This is a genomic window from Xanthomonas sp. NCPPB 3583 (genome assembly GCF_041475715.2).
GTDB classification, from domain to species: domain Bacteria; phylum Pseudomonadota; class Gammaproteobacteria; order Xanthomonadales; family Xanthomonadaceae; genus Xanthomonas; species Xanthomonas euvesicatoria.
On the sequence record NZ_CM191263.1, the window covers coordinates 3885699 to 3909002 of the forward strand.

The 23304-nt window shown below is 64.7% G+C and carries 14 protein-coding genes and 1 riboswitch; of the genes, 7 read left to right on the plus strand and 7 right to left on the minus strand.

Annotation, left to right across the window (positions count from 1 at the left end):
- Nucleotides 1–63: 63 nt before the first annotated feature.
- Nucleotides 64–2403, minus strand: a complete 2340-nt coding sequence (locus ACCQ07_RS16780) for a winged helix-turn-helix transcriptional regulator (protein WP_372364160.1) — start codon at nt 2401–2403, stop codon at nt 64–66.
- Between the two features lie 422 nt (nt 2404–2825).
- Nucleotides 2826–4703 (minus strand): phosphomethylpyrimidine synthase ThiC, encoded by a 1878-nt coding sequence (gene thiC / locus ACCQ07_RS16785; protein ID WP_127165992.1) that lies wholly within the window; start codon nt 4701–4703, stop codon nt 2826–2828.
- Between the two features lie 91 nt (nt 4704–4794).
- Nucleotides 4795–4892: riboswitch (TPP riboswitch) on the minus strand.
- 430 nt (nt 4893–5322) lie between these two features.
- Between thiC and ACCQ07_RS16790 the strand changes: the two genes are divergently transcribed.
- The gene (locus ACCQ07_RS16790; protein ID WP_372364161.1) at nt 5323–8094 is read left to right on the plus strand and encodes a TonB-dependent receptor; all 2772 of its coding nucleotides are present in this window, start codon (nt 5323–5325) and stop codon (nt 8092–8094) included.
- 263 nt (nt 8095–8357) lie between these two features.
- On the opposite strand, the gene ACCQ07_RS16795 is transcribed toward ACCQ07_RS16790, so the two are convergent.
- Together ACCQ07_RS16795 and ggt are read right to left on the minus strand one after the other, a co-directional pair.
- Entirely contained in the window at nt 8358–10214 is a 1857-nt protein-coding gene (locus ACCQ07_RS16795; RefSeq protein ID WP_170922851.1) for a methyl-accepting chemotaxis protein, read from the minus strand.
- A gap of 60 nt (nt 10215–10274) precedes the next feature.
- Nucleotides 10275–11984, minus strand: coding sequence for a gamma-glutamyltransferase (gene ggt / locus ACCQ07_RS16800; protein WP_008573707.1), 1710 nt, complete (start codon nt 11982–11984; stop codon nt 10275–10277).
- 651 nt (nt 11985–12635) lie between these two features.
- On the opposite strand from ggt, the gene ilvC reads away from it, so the two are divergent.
- The 5 genes from ilvC (at nt 12636) to ACCQ07_RS16825 (ending at nt 18396) form a co-directional block, all read left to right on the plus strand.
- A complete protein-coding gene (gene ilvC / locus ACCQ07_RS16805; protein ID WP_008573705.1) occupies nt 12636–13637 on the plus strand; it encodes a ketol-acid reductoisomerase in 1002 nt (333 codons plus the stop codon).
- A gap of 43 nt (nt 13638–13680) precedes the next feature.
- A complete protein-coding gene (gene ilvG / locus ACCQ07_RS16810) occupies nt 13681–15402 on the plus strand; it encodes an acetolactate synthase 2 catalytic subunit (protein ID WP_008573703.1) in 1722 nt (573 codons plus the stop codon).
- The gene (locus tag ACCQ07_RS16815) at nt 15386–15643 is read left to right on the plus strand and encodes an ACT domain-containing protein (protein WP_003483347.1); all 258 of its coding nucleotides are present in this window, start codon (nt 15386–15388) and stop codon (nt 15641–15643) included. Before ilvG ends, ACCQ07_RS16815 begins: the two co-directional genes overlap by 17 nt.
- Nucleotides 15644–15766: 123 nt before the next feature.
- On the plus strand, nt 15767–16837 hold the full coding sequence (locus ACCQ07_RS16820; RefSeq protein ID WP_008573702.1) for a threonine dehydratase: 1071 nt from the start codon (nt 15767–15769) through the stop codon (nt 16835–16837).
- A complete protein-coding gene (locus ACCQ07_RS16825; RefSeq protein ID WP_011348521.1) occupies nt 16834–18396 on the plus strand; it encodes a 2-isopropylmalate synthase in 1563 nt (520 codons plus the stop codon). Before ACCQ07_RS16820 ends, ACCQ07_RS16825 begins: the two co-directional genes overlap by 4 nt.
- A gap of 345 nt (nt 18397–18741) precedes the next feature.
- Here the strand turns inward: ACCQ07_RS16825 and leuB are convergent, their stop codons facing one another.
- From leuB to leuC, 3 genes are all read right to left on the minus strand, one after another.
- Complete coding sequence (gene leuB, locus ACCQ07_RS16830; RefSeq protein WP_218489737.1) at nt 18742–19815, minus strand: 3-isopropylmalate dehydrogenase; 1074 nt, start codon at nt 19813–19815, stop codon at nt 18742–18744.
- A 90-nt stretch (nt 19816–19905) separates the two neighbouring features.
- A complete protein-coding gene (gene leuD / locus ACCQ07_RS16835) occupies nt 19906–20553 on the minus strand; it encodes a 3-isopropylmalate dehydratase small subunit (RefSeq protein ID WP_014091004.1) in 648 nt (215 codons plus the stop codon).
- Nucleotides 20554–20620: 67 nt separating this feature from the next.
- A complete protein-coding gene (leuC, locus tag ACCQ07_RS16840) occupies nt 20621–22069 on the minus strand; it encodes a 3-isopropylmalate dehydratase large subunit (RefSeq protein WP_014091005.1) in 1449 nt (482 codons plus the stop codon).
- 120 nt (nt 22070–22189) lie between these two features.
- Here leuC and ACCQ07_RS16845 point away from each other — a divergent pair, with 120 nt between their 5' ends.
- Nucleotides 22190–23074, plus strand: coding sequence for a LysR family transcriptional regulator (locus ACCQ07_RS16845; protein ID WP_008573692.1), 885 nt, complete (start codon nt 22190–22192; stop codon nt 23072–23074).
- The last annotated feature ends 230 nt before the right edge of the window (nt 23075–23304 follow it).

Below are 23304 nucleotides of genomic sequence, written 5' to 3' on the forward strand. Positions count from 1 at the left end.
GGCGTCAGTCAGGAAGTTTTGACGAAACTGCGCCGAAATTGCCACGAAGCCTTCCCGAAGAACTTACGAGGCGATTTTTCTCAATACCGACAATAAGTTAGCAATGACGCCAATAGGCGCCACGGAATGCTGTGGCAATGGCATATACGCGATGGCGCTGCCATCTTCTTCGGCCAGCGACACATACAGCGTCCCATCGCGCTGGTTCAGGCTGAAACCGTTGATGGTGGTGAATTTGACCGCATCCAGGCACTGGCCGCGGCCGCTGCGCAACTCGCGATCGTAGGCAGCGCAACTGTCGGTGGACGACAGGTAATGCAGCTGGCCATTCACGCCCGGCGCCCAACTGCGATACCGCCAGCGCGATGGCTGTTGCGGATCGACAGCATGCAAGGTGTCGGCGGCCAGCGATGGAGCGACCTGCCACACACCGCCCCCGCTGAGGCGGGTCAGCAAGACCTGTCCGCTGGCGCGGTCCAGTCGCAATTGCGAGACGTCCTGCAGCGTCGCCAGCGCACGCCATGGGCTGCTGCGCCGGTCGTACAGCGTTGCGAAGGTATGCCCGTCGTCGGCAGCAGCAAGGACAAGCAGCCGGTCCGGATCGGGAAGATGGATCGCCTGCAGCGGGCGCGGCTGCGGCACGGGTAGTCGCACTACCTGGCCGCTACTGGGGGTCACTTCGAATAGCGCCGCATGCCCGGCCGCATCGCTGCCGCTGACCAGCACGCGTTGCGAATCGGCTGACCAGTCGGCGGCCTGGCGCGAATCCGGGCGCAGCCCTTCGATCAAGCGCACCGAACCGGGCTTGCTGACATCGCCCCACCACAGTGCGTACGCACCGGATCGATTGGATGCAAAGATCAGCTGGCGCCCATCCGGCGCAATCATCGGCTGATCGTCGCGCCCGCTGGATGGAAACAGTCGGCGTCGAATGTAGCCACCGTTCATCGTGTCGCCAATGACCTGATAGACGCCAAACTGCGGTTTGCGTTGCACGAACACCAGATGCCCATGCGCCACGTCCGGTGCTTGCGCATCGTCCACGCCCACATCGTGCAAGCTGTGGTCCCGCAGATCGAGGCGATACAGCCGCGCCTCGCTGTCCACGCGACGCCCGAAGATCAAACCGCTGCCATCGGGCAGCCAACTCCATCCACGGATATCGGCGTTGTCATGGGTGAGCCGTTCGGCGACGCCGCCCTCGGCCGGAATCCGCCACAGGTCCCCGAGCTGCGGATTACGCAGGAACACGATCCAATTCCCATCGGGCGAATACCGCGGCGCGTAATCGAAATCACCCGCCTGCGCCGGATAGTCAAGCGTCTGCCACTGCCCGGTTGCCAGATCCAGGCGACGCATGCGGGCCGCACCGTGCGTGCCGGTCATGCTGCCGAACACCAGCGCGCGCCCATCCGGCGACCAGCTGAAACTCAGCATGTCGGCACCATCGCACCGCATTACCTCGCGCGACGCCGCAGGCCCGGTGGCTGCGGCAATCATGACCCGGCAGCTGCCATCGGGCGCCTGCCTGGAAAACGCGATCTGCCGGCCATCCGGCGACCACGCCGGCAAACGATCGGAGACGCCGGGCGCAGGCGTCTCCAGTACCCGTGGATAGGCGTTGTCGGTGGTCTTGACCAGGATCGAGGTGCCGGTGCGATCGCTGGTCAATGAGGCGTACGCCACCCTCGCGCCATCGGGCGACAGGCTTGGCGTGAGATCGAATCCACCGCCTGCGGTAATGACCTGATACGGCCGTTTGGGGCTGCCCAGCACCGCATGCGCTTGCGCGGTCTCAGGTGCCGGAGCAGGTCGCCATGAGGTCCATACCGCAAGGCTCAGCACGACCAGCAACGCCACGCTGGCGACTGCCAGCGCCATCGAGCGCCGGTGTCGTGGCGCGGCCGGCGCCGCAACGACGGGCGCTACAGGCTGGCCAGGCGCGGTGCGGACGGGCGATGCGGTAGCGTCGGACTCGTCGGGGACGGACGCCACGCCTTGGTCTGGCTGCGCCGGCTCGAGCGTATCCGGACCCAGTGCTTCACCAGGCAGCGTCGCCGATGCAGGTGCCTGCGCTTCCCACACAACCGCCGCCATCAAGCGATACCCGGTCTTGGCGATGGTCTCGATGTGCTCCGAGCGCTGCCCGCCGTGGCTGGCAAACGCCTTGCGCAGCTGCGTGACCGCCTGGGTCACCACATCGTTGGTCGGCAAGGTATCGGGCCAAACCTCGGCAAGCAGTTGCTCGCGCGTGACCACCTGGCCCGGCTGCCGCGCCAGGGTCAGCAACACCGCCAGGGATTTGGGCGCCAGCCGCAGCGGACGCTTTGCGCCAGGTGCGTGCACCTCGCGCGAGGCAACGTCGACCACGCACTGACCGACACGCAGCCGGCCCGATGGCATTGCAATAGCGGGAGGAACACTCATCGGCAAAAACACGCGTCGGCATGCAAGAACAACAAAGAGCGCCCCGCGCCTTCCGCGAAACGCCAAATTCAGCAAAGGACGACGACCAACTGTGTCATGCATCCATTTGGTGCAAATTTTACGCTATGCCCGTTGCTTCCTAAGACAGGCGGCAGCGTCAGGCTCTCTCTCTCTCGCCGACGAATTCGAATAATTACGACGTACCCTTCGCGCCTTCTGGCGCGATTTTTTTATCTGCGATTCAGCTAAATCAGCTGAAACCCTTATTTACTGGAATCGCTTGCAACCCTGCCATAGCGCGGCACTTGCGGACCGCGCCGTAATCTGTTCAGTACAAAACTGAACTTTTCCTAAGCAGGCGCCACATCACGTTTTATGAAACGCTGCCATGTAACGCGTCACGTGGCGCGATAGACCTGCGCGCCCTGCGCGACAAATTGCGCGGACTTTTCCTGCATGCCCGTCGACAGCGCTTGCGCCTCGCTCATGCCGTGCTCGGCCGCGTAGTCACGCACGTCCTGGGTAATCTTCATCGAGCAGAAGTGTGGCCCGCACATCGAGCAGAAGTGCGCCAGCTTGTGCGCGTCCTTGGGCAGGGTTTGGTCATGGAACTCCTTGGCCTTTTCCGGATCCAGGCCAAGATGGAACTGGTCGTCCCAACGGAATTCGAAACGCGCCTTGCTCAAGGCGTTGTCGCGCACCTGCGCGCCCGGATGCCCCTTGGCCAGGTCGGCGGCATGCGCGGCGATCTTGTAGGCCATGATGCCGTCGCGCACGTCCTGCCGGTTGGGCAGGCCCAGGTGCTCTTTCGGAGTGACGTAGCAGAGCATGGCGGTGCCGAACCAGCCGATCATCGCCGCACCGATCGCGCTGGTGATGTGGTCGTAGCCCGGCGCGATGTCGGTAGTCAGCGGCCCCAGGGTGTAGAACGGCGCCTCGCCGCATTCGCGCAGCTGCTTGTCCATGTTTTCCTTGATCAATTGCATCGGCACATGGCCGGGGCCTTCAATCATGGTCTGCACATCGTGTTTCCAGGCGAGCTTGGTCAGCTCGCCCAGCGTTTCCAGCTCGCCGAATTGCGCCGCGTCGTTGGCGTCGGCGATGCAGCCGGGGCGTAGGCCATCGCCCAACGAAAACGCCACGTCGTAGGCCTTCATGATCTGGCAGATGTCTTCGAAGTGCGTGTAGAGAAAATTCTCCTTGTGATGCGCCAGGCACCACTTGGCCATGATCGAACCGCCACGCGAGACGATGCCGGTCACGCGCTGTGCGGTCAGCGGTACGTAACGCAGCAACACGCCGGCGTGGATGGTGAAGTAATCCACGCCCTGTTCGGCCTGTTCGATCAAGGTGTCGCGGAAGATGTCCCAGGTGAGTTCTTCGGCGCGTCCATCGACCTTCTCCAGCGCCTGATAGATCGGCACCGTGCCGATCGGGACCGGCGAGTTGCGGATGATCCATTCGCGCGTCTCATGGATGTGCTTGCCGGTGGACAGATCCATGACCGTGTCCCCGCCCCAGCGGATCGACCACACCAGCTTCTCGACCTCTTCGGCAATGCCTGAAGACACCGCGCTGTTGCCGATGTTGGCATTGATCTTGGTCAGGAAATTGCGGCCGATGATCATCGGCTCGCTCTCGGGGTGATTGATGTTGTTGGGCAAGATCGCGCGGCCCCGTGCGATCTCTTCGCGCACGAACTCCGGTGTAATGCGTTGCTGGATCGAAGCTCCGAACGCCTGGCCCGGGTGCTGCCTGCGCAAGCTTGCATCGGTCACCGCTTCCAGGCGCTGGTTTTCGCGGATCGCCACGTACTCCATTTCCGGCGTGATGATGCCGCGGCGCGCGTAATGCATCTGGGTGACGTTGGCGCCCTGGCGCGCTACCCGCGGCAGACGCCGCGCCGGAAAGCGCACTGCATCCAGACGCACATCGTGCTCGCGGCCACGCCCGAAGCTGGAGCTCAGCCCGTCCAGGGCGACGGTGTCGCCACGCTCGGCAATCCACTGCGCACGCAGCGGTGCCAGACCGGCTGCCAGATCGATCGCCACCCGCGGATCGGTGTAAGGTCCGGACGTGTCGTAGACGCTGAGCGGCGGATTCTCTTCGCCGCCGAACAAGGTGGGCGTGCGCGTCAAGGCGATCTCGCGCATCGGAACCTGCAGATCGGCGCGCGAGCCTTGCACGAAGATCTTGCGTGAACCGGGAATCGGCTGGGTGACAGCCTCCGACAACGACTGGGCTTGTTGTTGCAAAACGGTGGGCGCGGCATTCATGGCATTCGTCCTGTGTGCTGGCCCTGCGAAGGAGTCGCAGTGCGGACGAAGCGGCGGCGCTCGATACCGACTGCCCGTGCACGCACGAACCATCGCATCTGACGAAGCTTCCCTACGCCGGTATCAGCCGGATCAGGTTCGAAGGGACTATCTCAACCGCAGCACGCTGCGGTACCCCCACTTCGGCGGCGATTAAACCACATCGCACCTGCGCAGCTAAACAAAATCCGCCACATACCCGCAGCGCGCACGGCCCGCGCTAAACCCGTAGGGCATACCGCACTGACGCAGCGGCCGCACCGGCCTGCTGTTGCGCGTCGCAAGGTTGTCGCGTTCGGCGGCGACATATGTCCGCACAGGTCATCTCACGTCGCTGCAGCACACGCCCAGCGTCGCCCGGGCATTACATGGCGCGCCGATGCATTGCGCGCGTCGCCACGCAACAAGGCGCCGATTGACGAAAAACGGCGGCGAAACCCGCTCGTTAAATTCCCGCTAAGCCTGCGTGGCGTGCCGAAGACGCCGCACGCATGCAGGTGTCATTCACGGGGATCGCGCTGTCGCTCCTCCTCTACCGGGAACCGCCGTACATATGACTAAGACAACGCTCCACCCGACGATGCGTCGGGGCTCGCTCGCGATCGCCATCAGCCTGTGCGTCAGCACGAGCGCCATCGCCCAGGAACAAACCGACAAGAGTCCGACCAACCTGGACAAGATCGAAGTCACCGGCTCGCGCATCCGTTCGGTCGATGTGGAAAATTCGCAACCGGTACTGGTACTGACGCGCCAGGACATCGAAAAGCAGGGCCTGACCTCGGTTGCCGACGTTCTCAAGCGCATTCCCTCCAATGGCGCGACGATGAACAGCACCGTCAACAACGGCGGCGACGGCTCGGCCACGGTGAGCCTGCGCAACCTGGGCGCCTCACGCACGCTGGTGTTGGTCAATGGCCGGCGCTGGGTCTCGGGCCTGTCCGGTTCGGTGGATCTGAACACCATCCCCTCGGCCATCGTGGAGCGCGTGGAAGTCCTCAAGGATGGCGCCTCGTCGATCTATGGCTCCGATGCCATCGCGGGCGTGGTCAACATCATTACCCGTACCAATTTCGATGGCGCCGAAGTCAACGCCTACGTTGGCCAATACGGCCAGGGCGACGGTCAGCGCACCTCCTTCGACGCGACCGTGGGCGCCACCAGCGAGCGCGGCAATCTGGTCATCGGCTTGTCCAGCGTCAAGGAAGATGCGGTGATGGCAGGCGACCGGGAGATCTCCGCCGAGCCGGTGTACGGCGCGGGCTCGTCGGCCTATAGCAGCTACTCGGCAAGCGGCCGCCTCCGTGCAAATGGCACCAGCGGCGCCTGGACGGTATTGCCCGACAGCGCCACCGCGAGCGGCGACAGCAGGTATCCGCGCTATGGCCTGGACCAGTACACCGCCTTCAACACGTCCGAATATGGCTACAACTACGCCAAGGACAATTACCTGGTCACGCCACAGAAGCGCGACGCGTTGTACGTGCAGGGCAACTACGCACTCACCGACAACGTGCGCTTCAAGTTCGATGGACTGTATAACCGCCGCCAGTCGTCGCAGCAATTGGCAGGCTTTCCGCTGGCCTCCGTCAACACCGGCATCCTGTTGAGCGGCGAGAGCTACTACAACCCGTACAACACTGTCTACGGCGGCGACGGGCGCGATGTGGGCTGGTCGCACCGCTTGACCGAATTCGCGCGCACCTATCAGCAGGACGTCAAGACCTCGCACGTGTACACCGGGCTGGAAGGCGACTTCCAGTTTGCCGACAGGCAGTTCAGTTGGGATGTGGGCTTTGCGCACAACCAGACCGACCAGACCGAAACCCAGTATGGCGATGTCAATCTGCTCAACCTGGGCAATGCGCTCGGTGCATCGGGCATCGTCAATGGCACCCTGGCGTGCCTGGACAGCGGCGGCGCCGTCATTGCCGGCTGCGTACCGTTCAACCCCTTGTCGCCGGCCGGTGGCGTGACCCAGGAAATGCTGGACTACATCCTGTTCACTGCGCACAACACATATCAATATAAAAACAACAGCTTCACCGCCAACCTCACCGGCGAGCTGTTCGAGCTGCCCGCCGGCTGGATGAGCTTTGCCGCCGGTGTCGAACATCGCGAGGAAAGCGGATTCTCCTCACCGGATGCCTTGATTTCGGCCGGCTATACCTCGGGCAATTCGTTCACGCCCACCTCTGGCTCGTACACGCTCAACGACTACTACACCGAAGTGGCGATTCCGCTGCTGAAGGATGTGCCCGGTGCGCAGTTGCTGGAATTGAGCGCAGCAGTGCGTTATTCGGACTACAACACCTTCGGCAGCACCACCAATAGCAAGTTCGGCTTCAAGTGGAAACCGGTCGCCGACCTGCTGATTCGCGGCAATTACGCCACCGGTTTCCGCGCGCCATCGATCGAAGATCTGTATCTGGGCGCCTCGGACAGTTTCGACACCTATTCCGATCCCTGCTCGACCAATAGCACCTCCTACACAAGCGCGATTGCAGCCGCATGCGCAGCCCGCGGCGTGCCTGCCAATTACGTTGCCGAATACAACAGCGCCAGCGGCAACTCCGGCCAGACCATCTATCCGTTCACCTACACCAGCAACGCCAACCTGCAACCGGAAAAATCCAAGAACACCACGCTTGGCTTTGTCTACAGCCCGGCTTCGGTACAGGGCCTGGACGTATCGCTGGACTGGTGGAAGATCGAAATCACCGACGCCATCACCGAATTCAGCGCCAATCAGATCCTGTCGCAGTGTTACCAATTCAACGTCTCGGCGTTCTGCGATCTGGTGACCCGCGATGCGACAGGCGCCATCACCGGCCTGGTGATCCAGCCGGTGAATGTCGGCGAGCAACGCATGCAAGGCTACGATTTCACCGCGCGTTACAAACTGCCGCAGACCGCAATCGGCCAGTTCATGCTCACGCTGGATTCGACCTACGTGGCCGTCAACGAGCAGAAGCAGGACGACAATTCTGCGTGGGAAAGCTACAACGGCATCTACCACACCAATAATCCGAACTGGCGCACCCGCGGCACGCTCACCCTGGACTGGAGCTACGGCAATCTGGCCGCCAACTGGGCCGTGCGGTACTACTCGGGCATGAAGGACTACGATTCGGAACTGGACGACAACGGAAACTATCGCCACGTTGCGGCGACTGCGTTCAACGACATGCAGGTGTCTTACCAGCTTCCATGGAATGCGACCGTGCGGTTGGGTCTGAACAACGTCTTCGACCGCGACCCGCCGGTCGCGCTCAGCGCCTCGGCCAACTCGTTCGATCCGGCCTACGCCATCCCAGGACGCTACAGCTATCTGCAGTACACGCAGCGCTTCTGAGCATGCTGTCCTGATCCACATGTTGTCACAACGACCTCCTGCGGGAGGTCGTTGTCTGTGTGGCACGGCTAACACGCAATCAAGCGCTTGGCACACGGCACGGCGATGGCGACATGCACAGACATTTCCAGGGCACATCGCACCGCTAGCCTGCAGCCACTACAACAAGAAACCTGCTCTCTCTCCCTGCCGCCGATCTTCGGCGGCTTTTTTTTGTTGTCCGGGTGGAGGCGCAGCAGCCAAACCCCGGCCGGGCGACGCCATCACTCCAGCGTATAGCCCACCCGCAAGCCGCCCCAGTGCTTGCCGCCGACGAAGATCGGCGTGGACAGGTCGAACATGATCTGGCCGGTATCGCGGCGATAGACCTGCAGGCGGTAAGGATCGGTATGCGCGCCCACGCTGCGCCCAACGCGGTCGGTGAACTTGCGCTTGGTGCGGTTGCCGACCAGATCGCGCTTGGCATCGCCGGTCAACGGTTGGGTGAAGCGCAGGTTGTGCGTGGGCACATACCCATCGGGGTTGGCGCAGATGGCGAAGACAATCCACGGGTGCGCGTCCAGCAGCGGCTCCTGCAAAGCGGGCAGTAGCTGGTCGCAGAGCGCATCGAAGTCGGTACTGAACTTGGGCGGCTCCACGCCGGCGATCGGCGTATAGGTGCGCGCGAACAATGCGGCTTGCTCGATCTGCCCGCGCGCAATGGCTTGCGCCAGCGCACTGCCGATCTTGCCGGCCGTGGCAACGGCCAGCTCCTTGACCCGTGCGTGCCTGGGCACCTGCAGCGGGTCCGGCGGCAACCGGAACAAGCCCACGCAATCGCGCAGGGTTTCGGTGCCGCGCTCCAGCGCTTCGCTGCGTTCGGCCACGTGCGCGGCATGCTGCAGATTGCTGCGGCCCAACGCCACCACGCCATCTACCGCACGCTCGATCCCGCGAATTTCCCCGTCCTGCGCCTGGATGCGCCCGGCCACGGTGGTCATCGCGCTGCTGGCCTGCCCGAGCACACGGGTGATGCCATCGAGCACCGCTTCTGTGCCACGTGCAGAGGCTGCGCCCTCCCCTACGGCGGCGCTGGTTTCGGCCAGGATCGCGCGTACGTCGCGTGCCGCCGCTGCGGCGCGTTCGGCCAGCCGCCGGATCTCGGTGGCCACCACCGCAAACCCGCGCCCGGCATCGCCGGCATGCGCGGCTTCGATGCTGGCATTGATCGACAGGATATTGGTCTGGAACGCCACCGAATCGATGACCTCGATGACTTCGCCCGCACGTGACGCTCGGCGCTCCACTTCGTGCATTGCTTGGCCCAGCGCATGCGCGGCAGCCACACCTTGCCGCGCACTGTCGTCGGCGCTGGCGGCCAGCGCAATCACCTGCGCCAGCTCGGCATTGACGTCCTGCAGGCTGGACGACAGCCGCTCCACCGCGGTGCGCGCACCGTCCAACGCCTCGTTCTGCGCCTGCGACTGGCGCACCATTTCATCGTTCTCGGCCACCAGCGGCGGCACTTCGGCAGCGATCTGCACCGACAAGGCCACTGCCTGGCGGATGGCCTCGGCCAGATTGCCGAACCCGGCTTGCAGGCGCCGGCCCATCTCGGTTTCCGCCAGTCCCGGCGGCAACAGGAGTTCAAGCTCGCAGCCGGCCAGCGCCTGGGCAGTGCGCTCGAGCACCGTGCGGTCTTCGTGCTCGGCCTGCAGGCGTGCAACCAGCGGCTGCAGCAGGGGCGAGATCGGCACCGGCCGGCTGCCGTCGGCCAGACGCGTGGCCTCGCGCAGCAGGATTGCCGTTTCCACATGCGGCAGCGACAGCATCCAGCCGCCATGCGCGCGGTCGCGCACATAACGCACGCGCCGCGCCGGGTCGTCGCCCGGGGCAGCCCAGACGCCGTCTTCGCCAACCAGATCGGCCGCGCTCAAGCCCCACACCACCGAGGCCGGCGCGCCCTGCAGCTCAAGCGCCGTTTTGCCCAGCACATCCAGGCCGACGCGGTTGCAGGCCACCACACACGCCTCGGCGGACAACCGCAGCAAGGCCACGGGCGCATCCGGGAGCACGGCCGTCTGGGTCTGCGACGGCGGGTCGGGCTGTTGCATCGAATTCATGAGGGGCTCCTGCTCCATCCCGTGATTAGCGGCGTGCGGCGGCCGGAGTTGAGCGGCAACCTCAACCGTGTCGCGCGCTCAGTATCCGGCCGCCTGGCCGTCCTTGCGGCTCTCCGACGCACCGTAGTACACGCCGCTGGCCGCATCGCGGGCGATGGCCTGATACCCGCCGTACGGACCGTCGGCAAAGATCACCCGGTGGCCTTTGCGCATCAGCGCGCGGATGGTGTCGTAGGAGAAGCCGGTTTCCAGATTCACCTCGCCGCCATCGCGCATCGCGGTGGCCTGCCCGGTCGGTTCGGTGGAGCCCTCGTGCTGGATACGCGGCGCGTCGCCGGCTTCCTGCAGGTTCATGTGGAAGTCCACCAGGTTCATCACGATCTGCACGTGCCCCTGCGGCTGCATCGCCCCGCCCATCACGCCGAAGCTCAGCCAGGGCTTGCCGTCCTTGGTGACGAAGGCCGGGATGATGGTCTGGAACGGCCGCTTGCCCGGCGCGTAGCCGTTGGGATGATCCTTCTTCAGCACGAACATCTCGCCGCGGTCCTGCAGGATGAAACCCAGCCCCGGCGGCGCCATGCCGCTGCCCATGCCGCGGTAGTTGGACTGGATCAGCGAGACCATCATGCCGTCGGCATCGGCCACGGTCATATAGATGGTGTCGCCTTCTTCCAGTTGCCTGGGTGTCCCTGGCTGTACTTCCTTGAGCGCCTTGTCCATCGAAATCAGCGCGCGCCGCTGGTTGGCGTAGTCCTTGGAGATCAGCCTGGCCAGCGGTGCCGGCTGAAACGCCGGGTCGGCGTAGAAGCGCGCGCGGTCGGCGAAGGCCAGCTTCTTGGCCTCGGTGAACAAGTGCACGTGCTCGGCCGAGCCGAACGGAATCTTGGAGAAATCGTAACCCTCCAGGATATTGAGCATCTGCAACGCGGCGATGCCCTGGCTGTTGGGCGGCAGTTCCCACACATCAACGCCGCGATAATTGGTGGACACCGGTTCGACCCACTCGCCCGTATGGCTGGCCAGGTCCTCATAGCTGAGGTAGCCGCCGTTGGCCTTGAAGTAGGCACCGATGGTGCGCGCGATCTCGCCCTTGTAGAACGCGTCGCGGCCGCCGTCGGCGATCTGCTGCAGCGTGTTGGCCAGGTTCGGGTTCTTCCACAGCTCGCCCTTGCGCGGGGCGTGGCCGTCGATGGTGAATTGCTCCTTGAACCCGGGGTATTGCGACAGGCGCGGCACCGAACGGTCCCAGTAATAGGCGATGGTCTCGGCGACCGGATGGCCTTCGCGCGCGTAGCGGATCGCCGGCGCCAGGTTCTGTGCCATCGGCTTGCGCCCGAAGCGCGCGTGCAGCGCGAACCAGCCGTCCACCGCGCCCGGCACCGACACCGGCAACGGGCCGGTCGGCGGAATGTCCTTCAAGCCACGGCGCTGGAATTCGGCCAGGGTCAGCGATTTGGGCGAGCGGCCGGAGCCGTTGTAGCCGTAGAGCTTGTGGGTCTTGGGGTCCCAAACGATCGCAAATAGATCCCCTCCCACGCCATTGCCGGTGGGCTCCATCAGGCCCAGCGCCGCATTAGCCGCGATCGCTGCATCCACCGCCGAGCCGCCATCCTTCATCACGTCCAGCGCGATCTGGGTGGCCAGCGGTTGCGAGGTCGCGGCCATGGCATGCGGCGCAATGACTTCCGAGCGGGTGGCAAACGGCTGCCCGGTGACGCGGTCGGCAGCGCCGAGGGGCGGCGCGAGCAACGCCAGAGCAGACACCAACAACACAGGTACGCGACGCATCACCGAGGGCCCCTGACACTGAGAATGAGGTGCCAACCATACCAGCGGGCCGCGTCCTGCCGTCCGATCGACACTTGGCAGCGCGCTCAATGCCGCGCAGATGGTGATCCCCGTCGGCGCTTGTTGCGCCGTCCCGATCAGGTTTCAGCAGTAACCATGCAGCTGCGACGGGGCTTTGCATGCCACTCGGCACATCGATGCGGATGTTTCATGCGCAAGGGTTGACACCCTGGTTGCCGCGGTGGTTATCTCAGGCCCATGCCGCACCACTTCACCACCTCGAACGCCCCACTGTCCGCGCCCTCCGGCGCGTTGGCTGCGTCGCTTCTCGTGCTCGTACTTATTACCTCGCCAACCGGTGCGGGACGAGACTTCGTGTAGGCAACAGACACACAAGGCTTCGATCAGACCCCGCACCGGCAACGGCGCGGGGTTTCGCGTTTCAGGGATCACCAAAAGTTTCGAATGACATGAACGACATCACTGCCACATCCGCAACATCGCCATGCGCCCAGCTGCGCATGAGTGCCTGTGGTTGCCTGCGCACTGTCATCGCGCGTCCCCGCTTTGCTCAGCCGGCCAGTGCACGCACTGCCGGCTGATCCATTTATCCACTGCCCATCTCCACTGCCAACCCCGCAAGGACATTCCATGAGCAACGACACCCAACCGAAAATCGCGATCATCGGCTACGGCAGCCAGGGCCGCGCACATGCGCTGAACCTGCGCGATTCCGGCTTCGACGTCACCGTCGGCCTGCGTGCCGGCGGCCCGACCGAAGCCAAGGCGCAGGCCGATGGCTTCACCGTCGTGGCGCCGTCCGAAGCGGTCAAGAGCGCGGACCTGGTCGCCATCCTGACCCCGGACATGGTGCAGAAGAAGCTCTACGAAGAGGTCATCGCCCCGAACATGAAGCAGGGCGCCTGCCTGCTGTTCGCGCATGGCCTGAACGTGCACTTCGACATGATCAAACCGCGCGCCGATCTGGACGTGGTGCTGGTCGCGCCCAAGGGCCCGGGCGCATTGGTGCGTCGCGAATATGAAATCGGCCGCGGCGTGCCGTGCATCTATGCGGTGTACCAGGACACCAGCGGCAAGGCCGAGCAGTTCGCGCTGACCTATGCCGGCGGCCTGGGTGGCGCGCGCGCCAACATCATCAAGACCACGTTCAAGGAAGAAACCGAAACCGATCTGTTCGGCGAGCAGGCCGTGCTGTGCGGCGGCGCCTCCTCACTGGTGCAGGCCGGTTTCGAAGTGCTGGTCGAGGCCGGGTATCAGCCCGAAATCGCATACTACGAAGTGCTGCACGAATTGAAGTTGATCGTGGACCTGTTCTACGAAGGCGGCATCACCCGCATGCTGGAATTCGTGTCCGAAACCGCACAATACGGCGATTATGTCAGCGGCCCGCGCGTGATCGATGCCGGCACCAAGGCGCGCATGAAGGACGTGCTGACCGACATCCAGAACGGCACTTTCACCAAGAACTGGGTGGCCGAATACGACGCCGGCCTGCCGAACTACAACAAGTTCAAGCAGGCCGATCTGGAACACCCGATCGAGGAAGTGGGCAAGAAGCTGCGCGCCAAGATGGTGTGGCTCAACGGGCAACAGCAAGCCGCTGCCGCACCTGCGAATCAACAGGCGGCATAACGCCGCCGCCTCCCCCACCGCTTAAACCGAAGGTCCGCAACGCATGAACACCTCCGCACACAGCACGCCCCGCAATGGCGCGCGCTGGCTGACGCAGGCCCTGGAAGCCGAAGGCGTGGAAACGCTGTTCGGCTATCCGGGCGGCACCATCATGCCGTTCTACGACGCCCTGGTGGATTCCAGGCTCAAGCACATCCTGGTCCGTCACGAACAGGGCGCCGCACTGGCTGCCAACGGCTATGCCCGTGCCAGCGGCCGGGTCGGCGTGTGCGTGGCCACCTCAGGCCCGGGCGCGTCCAACCTGGTCACCGGCATCGCCGACGCGATGCTGGACTCGGTGCCGATGATCTGCCTGACCGGCCAGGTCGCCACGCCGCTGCTGGGCACCGACGCCTTCCAGGAGCTGGACGTGTTCGGCATGACCATGCCGATCGTCAAGCACAGCTTTCTGGTGCGGCGTGTGGAGGAGCTTCCGGAGATGGTGCGCGAGGCATTCCGCATTGCGCGCGAAGGACGTCCCGGGCCGGTGCTGATCGACCTGCCCAAGGACGTGCAGGTGGCCGACGCCTCGCATCTGCCCCTGCATGTTCCGGCAGCGGTGCAGCCGCCGCCGGCGCCGGCGGACGCAAAGCTGGCCGAAGCACTGGCGGCGATCGCCAGTGCCGAGCGCCCGGTGGTGTACGGCGGGGGCGGAATCGCGCTGGCCGGCGCGGTGGAGGCGTTCCGCCGTTTCGTCGAAGCCACCGGCATCCCGACCGCGCTGACCTTGCGCGGCCTGGGTGCATTGCCGCATGCGCATCCGGACTACCTTGGCATGCTGGGCATGCACGGGACCCGTGCGGCCAATATGGCCATCCAGGAATGCGATCTGCTGGTGGTGGTCGGTGCGCGTTTCGACGACCGTGCCACCGGCAAGCTGAGCGAGTTCGCTCCGTTTGCGCGCGTCATCCATCTGGATGCCGACGCGTATGAAATCTCCAAGCTGCGCACTGCCGATATCGCGGTGCCCGGCGACGTGGCAGTCAGCTTGAAGGCCTTGAGTGCGGCGCGCGGCAACTGCCAGGCCTGGCGCACGCGTTGTTTTGCCAACCGCGAAAAGTTCGGCGCGCGTTACGACGCGCCCGGCACCGATATCTACGCACCGGCGCTGCTGAAGCGCCTGAGCGAAGTGGCTCCGGCCGACACCATCATCGCCTGCGATGTGGGTCAGCATCAGATGTGGGTGGCGCAGCATTGCCGCTTCAACGATCCGCGTAATCACCTCACCAGCGGCGCCCTCGGCACCATGGGCTTCGGCCTGCCGGCCGCGATGGGCGCACAGTTCGCCTGCCCTGACCGCACCGTGGTGCTGGTCTCCGGCGACGGCAGTTTCATGATGAACGTGCAGGAGCTGGTGACGATCGCACGCTGCAAGCTGCCGGTGAAGATCGTGCTGCTGGACAACAGCTCGCTGGGCATGGTGCGGCAGTGGCAGGAACTGTTCTTTGCCGAGCGTTACAGCGAAATCGACCTGTCCGACAACCCGGATTTTGCGGCGCTGGCGCAAGTGTTCGGCATTCCGGCCAAGCGCATCATCGCCCGCGGCGACGTGGATGCGGCACTGGCCGAGCTGCTGGCCCAGCCCGGTCCAGGCCTGCTGCATGTCGCGATCGACGCGCGTGCCAATGTGTGGCCGCTGGTGCCGCCCAACAACGCCAACAGCACCATGCTGGACAGCAATCCCGCACATGCGGCCAAGGAGACATCGCATGCGTTACCGGCTTGATCTGGTGCTGAAGCCGGCAGAAGGCGCGTTGGTGCGGGTGATCGGCATGACCGAACGCCGTGGCTTCCGCCCATGTGCGATCCAGGGCGCAGCAGCGCCGGACGATGCCGGGCGCTGGCATCTGCTGCTGGATGTGGACAGCAACCGTCCGCCGGAAACGCTGCGCCTGCAGCTTGAGAAGGTCTACGACTGCGAATCGGTGGTGATCACCGCACTGGAATCGGTCGAGGCTGCGGCATGAGCATGCAGACCTCGCGCGACCATCAGACTGCCGTCCGGAGGTGTCTTCTTCCGGATCGGCCGCGCGCGTGCCGCAATGCCTGATTCCGGCCGCCCTTCCGCACAGGAGCCAGAGGTAGGCGACGTGGCCGTCAGCGTGGCCGACGTGCTGGCCGCACAGGCGCGCCTGCGCAAGTACCTGTCGCCCACGCCGCTGCACTACGCCGAACGCTTCGGTGTGTGGTTGAAGCTGGAGAATTTGCAGCGCACCGGCTCCTACAAGGTGCGCGGCGCATTGAATGCGTTGCTGGCCGGGCTGGAACGCGGCGACGAGCGCCCGGTGATCTGCGCCTCGGCCGGCAACCACGCGCAAGGTGTGGCTTGGTCGGCGTACCGGCTGGGCGTGCAGGCCATCACGGTGATGCCCTACGGCGCGCCGCAGACCAAGATTGCCGGTGTCGCGCATTGGGGCGCCACCGTGCGCCAGCATGGCAACAGCTACGACGAAGCGTTCGCGTTTGCGCGCGAGCTGGCCGACCAGAACGGCTATCGCTTCCTGTCCGCCTTCGACGACCCGGACGTGATCGCCGGCCAGGGCACGGTGGGCATCGAGCTGGCGGCGCATGCGCCGGACGTGGTGATCGTGCCGATCGGCGGCGGCGGCCTGGCCTCCGGCGTGGCGCTGGCATTGAAGTCGCAGGGCGTGCGCGTGGTCGGGGCGCAGGTGGAAGGTGTGGATTCTATGGCGCGCGCCGTCCGTGGCGATCTGCGCGAGATCACCCCGGTGCCGACGCTCGCCGATGGCGTGAAGGTCAAGATTCCAGGCCTGCTCACGCGCCGCCTGTGCTCGAGCCTGCTCGATGACGTGGTGATCGTGCGCGAGGCCGAATTGCGCGAAACATTGGTACGCCTGGCACTGGAAGAACACGTCATTGCCGAGGGCGCCGGCGCCCTCGCCCTGGCCGCCGGTCGCCGGGTTTCCGGCAAACGCAAATGTGCGGTGGTCTCTGGCGGTAATATCGACGCAACCGTGCTGGCCACACTCTTGTCCGAGGTGCGGCCGCGTCCGCCACGCAAGCCGCGCCGTCGCAATACCGAGCGGCTGCGCAACGAACGCAGCGCCAATCCGCCACCCGCCACACACGTTCATTCCCGCCCATCCGCAGTCGCTTCAACGCCTGTCACCGCCATCGCCGTAGAGGAGTCTTCCTGGTGAACACGACCGTATCCAACCAGACCCCGCGTATCCGAATTTTCGACACCACCCTGCGCGACGGCGAGCAATCCCCCGGCTGCAGCATGACGCCCCAGCAGAAGCTGGTCATGGCGCGCGCGCTGGACGAACTCGGCGTGGACATCATCGAAACCGGTTTTCCCGCCAGTTCGCATTCGGACCGCGAAGCGGTGGCGATGATGGGCCGCGAACTGCGCCGCCCCACCCTGGCGGTGTTGTCGCGCTGCCTGCAGGCCGACATCGAAACCTCGGCCAAGGCGCTGGAAACAGCCGCAAACCCGCGCCTGCATGTGTTCTTGTCCACTAGCCCGCTGCATCGCGAGCACAAGCTGCGCATGAGCCGCGAGCAGGTGCTGGAATCGGTGCACAGGCACGTGACGCTGGCGCGCGGCTATATCGACGATGTGGAATTTTCTGCCGAGGATGCAACTCGCACCGAAGAAGATTTCCTGGCCGAGGTCACCCGCGTGGCGATCGCCGCCGGCGCCACCACGATCAATTTGCCCGACACGGTCGGCTTCACCACGCCGGAAGAAATCCGCGGCATGTTCTCGCGCCTGATCGCCAGCGTAGAAGGTGCCGACAAGGTCATCTTCAGCGCGCATTGCCACAACGATCTGGGCCTGGCGGTGGCCAACTCGCTGGCGGCCATCGAAGGCGGTGCGCGCCAGGTGGAATGCACCATCAATGGCATCGGCGAGCGCGCGGGCAATTGCGCGCTGGAAGAAATCACCATGGCGCTGAAGGTGCGCGGTGCGTTCTACAACATCGATTCGGCGATCAATACGCCGCGTATCGTCTCCACCTCGCAATTGTTGCAACGCCTGGTCGGCATGCCGGTGCAGCGCAACAAGGCGGTTGTGGGCGGCAACGCATTCGCGCACGAATCGGGCATTCATCAGCACGGCATGCTGCGCCATCGTGGCACCTACGAAATCATGCGCCCGGAAGATGTGGGCTGGGAATCCTCGCAAATGGTGCTGGGCCGCCACAGCGGCCGCGCCGCGGTCGAGCAGCGCCTGCGTGCGCTGGGTTATCTGCTGGAGGAGGAAGAGGTCAAGCTGGTGTTCGAACAGTTCAAGGCGCTGTGCGAGAAGCAGCGCGTGGTCACCGATGCCGATCTGCAGGCATTGATGCAGGACGCTACCGTGCAGGAAGGCTACCGCCTGGCGTCGATGACCATCAGCGATGTGGGCAGCCGCGCGAATGCACTGGTGGAGTTGTCCGACCCGGAAGGCAATCGCGTGGCCGAAACCGCACAGGGCAATGGCCCGGTGGATGCGCTCTTCGGTGCATTGGCCTCGGCCACTGGCGTGAAGCTGGAGCTGGACAGCTACCAGGTGCACAGCGTGGGCATCGGCGCGGACGCACGCGGCGAAGCCAGCCTGAGCGTGCGCCACGACGGCGTGGAATACGAAGGCACCGGCACCAGCAAGGACATCATCGAAGCCAGCGCGCTGGCGTGGCTGGATGTGGCCAACCGCTTGTTGCGTCAGCGCGAACGTGGCGTGGTCGCCGGCAAGACGGCTGCGGTGGCGTAACGCTGCGCATTGGATCGATGATGCAAGCCTCACGGCCAGCAGAGTGATCTGCTGGCCGTTTCGGTTTTTGCGTGCGAACTTTTTTACAAGTGTGCCGGTTGGCTGCTTGCGTGCTTGCCGACGTGGCAAAGCTCCGGCCTGCTGCAGGCACTTGCACGCATACCGGCCTGGGACACGCCGCAAGTACGTCCATGTAGGCTCTGGCGCGGCATCCATGCCGCTCAAGTTGCCACACCGGCACACGCGCAGGTACCACCGGCTGCTGTCGGCAGCTGAGGACACGGATGCGTTATTGCGCTGGCGACCATTCCCGCGCACTACAACGCTCCGGGACTGCGAGCGCTTTTACAGCGCAGCCACCACCGCATCGCCCATTGCCACGGTGCCCACCATCGTGGTGCCTTCCGACCAGATGTCGGCGGTGCGCAGGCCTTGATCGAGGACCTTGCCCACGGCGCGCTCGATGGCGTCTGCGGCATCGGCCTGCGCGAAGGTGTAGCGCAACATCATCGCCACCGACAGGATCGTGGCCAGCGGATTGGCAATGCCCTTGCCGGCGATGTCCGGCGCCGAACCATGGCACGGCTCGTACATGCCTTTGCTGTTGGCATCCAGCGAGGCCGACGGCAGCATGCCGATGGAACCGGTGAGCATGGATGCCTGGTCGGAGAGAATGTCGCCGAACATGTTGTCGGTCACGATCACATCGAACTGCTTGGGCGCGCGCACCAACTGCATCGCCGCGTTGTCCACGTACATATGCGACAACGCGATATCCGGGTAGTCCTTGGCCACTTCCTCGACCACTGCACGCCATAGCTGGCTCGATGCCAGCACGTTGGCCTTGTCGACCGAACACAACTTCTTCCCGCGCAGGCGTGCCATCTCAAAACCTGCCTTGGCGATGCGACGAATCTCGCTCTCGCTATACGGCAAGGTGTCGTACGCCTGGCGTTCGCCGTTGTCCAAGGTGCGGTTACCACGCGGCTGGCCGAAGTAGATGCCGCCGGTAAGCTCGCGCAGGATCAGCAGATCCAGTCCGGCCACGACCTCGGGCTTGAGCGTGGACGCATCGGCCAGCTGCGGATACAGCAATGCCGGCCGCAGGTTGGCGAACAAGCCCAGCTGCGAGCGGATCTTGAGCAAACCGCGCTCCGGGCGCAGCGACGGGTCGATGGTGTCCCACTGCGGGCCACCCACCGCGCCCAGCAACACCGCATCGGCGGCGCGCGCGCGCTCCAGTGTTTCATCGGCCAACGGGCTGCCGTATTTGTCGTACGCAGCGCCGCCCAGCTCGTCATACACCAGCTCGAAACCCAGACCGTGTTGCGCGTCGATGCGCTTCAATACCTTGACCGCTTCGGCCATGATCTCCGGGCCGATCCCGTCGCCGGGAAGAATCAGAATCTGCTTGCTCATGCCACCCTCGTGAAGTGACGCCGCAGCGTCATTGAATTCAATGCAATACACGCACGCGGCACGATCGACGCACGCGCGTGCGGCTCAACCTCACTGCAGCGCGCCAAACAACCACGGCTGGCGCGCGCGATGGTCTTGCTCGAAGCGCCCGATGGCATCGGCGTCCTGCAAGGTGAGGCCGATATCGTCCAGCCCGTTGAGCAGGCAGTGCTTGCGGAAGGCATCGATGTCGAAGCCGTACTCCACGCCATCGGGGCGGCGCACGCGTTGTGCGGCCAGATCCACGGTGAGCTGGTAGCCCTCGGTCGCCAGGCATTGTTCGAACAACGCATCGACCTGCGCTTCGGCCAGCACGATCGGCAGCAGGCCGTTCTTGAAACTGTTGTTGTAGAAGATGTCGGCAAAGCTCGGCGCGATTACGGTGCGAAAGCCGTACTCGTCCAGCGCCCACGGCGCATGCTCGCGCGAGGAACCGCAGCCGAAGTTTTCCCGGGCCAGCAAGACGCTGGCGCCCTGATAGCGCGGGAAATTGAGCACGAATTCGGGATTGAGCGGGCGCGTGCTGTTGTCGCGACCAGGCTCGCCGATATCCAGATAGCGCCACTCGTCGAACAGGTTCGGACCGAAACCGGTGCGCTTGATCGACTTCAGGAATTGCTTGGGAATGATCTGGTCGGTATCGACATTGGCGCGATCCAGCGGCGCCACCAGTCCGGTGTGTTGGGTGAAAGGGGTCATTGAGAGAGGCCGGGATTTGGGATTGGGGATTGGGGATTCGAAAAGGCTGCGGATGGGCGGAGCGCTTCTACGAATCCCGAATCCCCACTCCCGAATCTCCAAGTTCACGCACATCGACAAAATGCCCGCTCACCGCCGCAGCCGCCGCCATCGCCGGGCTGACCAGATGCGTGCGGCCGCCGGCGCCCTGGCGACCTTCGAAGTTGCGGTTGGAGGTGGACGCGCAATGCTCGCCGCTGCCCAGCTTGTCCGGGTTCATGGCCAGACACATCGAGCAGCCTGGCTCGCGCCATTCGAAGCCGGCGTCCAGAAACACCTTGTCCAGGCCTTCGGCTTCGGCCTGGGCCTTCACCAGGCCCGAGCCCGGCACCACCAACGCCTGCTTGATGGTGGAAGCGACCTTGCGGCCCTTGGCCACTGCGGCGGCGGCACGCAGGTCTTCGATCCGCGAATTGGTGCACGAGCCGATGAATACGCGATCCAGACGGATGGCGGTGATCGGCTGGTTGGCGGTCAATCCCATGTATTTGAGCGCGCGCTCGATCGAATCGCGCTTGGTCGGGTCCTGCTCGGCGGCCGGATCGGGCACGTGCTGATCGATGGCCAGTACCATTTCCGGCGAAGTGCCCCAGCTGACCTGCGGCTTGATGTCTTCGGCACGCAACTCCACCACGGTGTCGAAGTGCGCGTCCGGGTCGGAGACCAGCGTGCTCCAGAGCGCCACCGCCGCATCCCAGTGGGCGCCCTTGGGGGCGAACGGCCGCCCTTTGACGTAGGCAATGGTCTTCTCGTCCACCGCCACCATGCCCACGCGGGCACCGGCTTCGATGGCCATGTTGCAGATGGTCATGCGGCCTTCCATCGACAGCGCGCGGATGGCGCTGCCGGCAAATTCCAGCGCATGCCCGTTGCCGCCGGCGGTGCCGATCTTGCCGATCACCGCCAGCACGATGTCCTTGGCGGTCACCCCGAACGGCAGCGTGCCTTCCACGCGCACCTGCATGTTCTTCATCTTCTTGGCGATCAGGCACTGCGTGGCCAGCACGTGCTCGACTTCCGAGGTGCCGATGCCGTGCGCCAGCGCGCCGAATGCGCCGTGCGTGGACGTGTGCGAATCGCCGCAGACCACGGTCATGCCCGGCAAGGTGGCGCCCTGCTCGGGGCCGACCACGTGCACGATGCCCTGGCGGGTATCGTTCATCTTGAACTCGAGGATGCCGAAGTCGTCGCAGTTCTCGTCCAGGGTCTGCACCTGCAGGCGCGAGACCTCGTCGGAAATCGACTCCAGACCGCCCTGGCGCTCGGCGCGCGTGGTCGGCACGTTGTGATCGGGCGTGGCGATATTGGCGTCGATGCGCCATGGCTTGCGCCCGGCCAGGCGCAGGCCTTCGAAGGCTTGCGGCGAGGTCACCTCGTGCAGGATGTGGCGGTCGATATAGATCAGCGACGAACCATCGTCACGGCGTGTGACCTCATGCAGGTCCCACAGCTTGTCGTACAGGGTCTTGGCAGTCATCGCGGCAATCCGAGTGGCGGATGGTGGGTGCGCCCACCTGGCTGAGATCGATGCTAGGAGCTTGCCTTGGATTACGCAAATTCATATTGTTTATTCAAGAAATGAATTTTAGGAATAGCAATGGACCTGGCGAGCCTCAATGCATTCGTGGCGATCGCCGAGAGCGGCAGCTTTTCGGCAGCCGGCGAGGCCTTGCACCTGACCCAGCCAGCGGTAAGCAAGCGCATTGCACTCCTGGAAGCGCAATTGTCGGCGCGGCTGTTCGATCGCCTGGGCCGGCAAGTGGTGCTGACCGAAGCCGGCCAGGCGTTGCTGCCGCGCGCGCAACGCATCCTGGCCGAGCTGCAGGACACCCGCCGCGTGCTGGAGCATTTGGGCGCAGCCGTTGGCGGCCGCTTGAGCCTGGCCACCAGCCACCATGTGGGTCTGCACCGCCTGCCGGCCTTGTTGCGCGGCTTTGCCACGCAACATCCGCAGGCGGCGCTGGACATCCAGTTCCTGGATTCGGAGCTGGCGTACGCCGCGGTGCTGCGCGGCGAGGTGGAGCTGGCAGTGACCACCCTGGCACCGGACACGCGCGCTCCGCTGCGCGCGCAGCCGATCTGGCACGACCGCCTGCAGTTCGTCGTTGCACCCGATCACCCGTTGGCGGCACTGCCTGCAGTGTCGCTGGACGATGTGGTGGCGCACCCGGCGGTGTTGCCCGATCCGGGCACCTTCACCCATCGCATCGTTGCCAACCTGTTCGCCGAGCGCGGCCTGGTGCCGAGTTTGCGCATGACCACCAATTACCTGGAAACGATCAAGATGCTGGTGTCGGTGGGCCTGGCCTGGAGCGTGCTGCCCGAGCGCATGATCGACCACCAGATCGTGGCGCTCCCGCTGGCCGATGTCGCGTTATCCCGCGAGCTGGGATGCGTTACCCATGGCGGGCGCACCTTGTCGCGTGCGGCGCAGGCGTTTGTTGCGCTGTTGCATGCGCAGGCGGATCCGGCGCAGGCGTAGGCTGTGGGCGAATGTCTGCAGCGTGCTGCACGTGTCGGCGAAAGATGACGTCAGCAGTTTGATCTCGGCACGAGCGCACGAGAGGTGCGATGCGTCCTGCGCACGCGGCTTGCTGACTCGGCGATGCCGCGGCCCGGCCGGCAACGCTGCGCTTCTTCTTCGCCACGCACCGCCCGTGCAATGTAACAACACCTGTCTTGCATCGGGCCCGCATGCAGCAGTCCACGGGC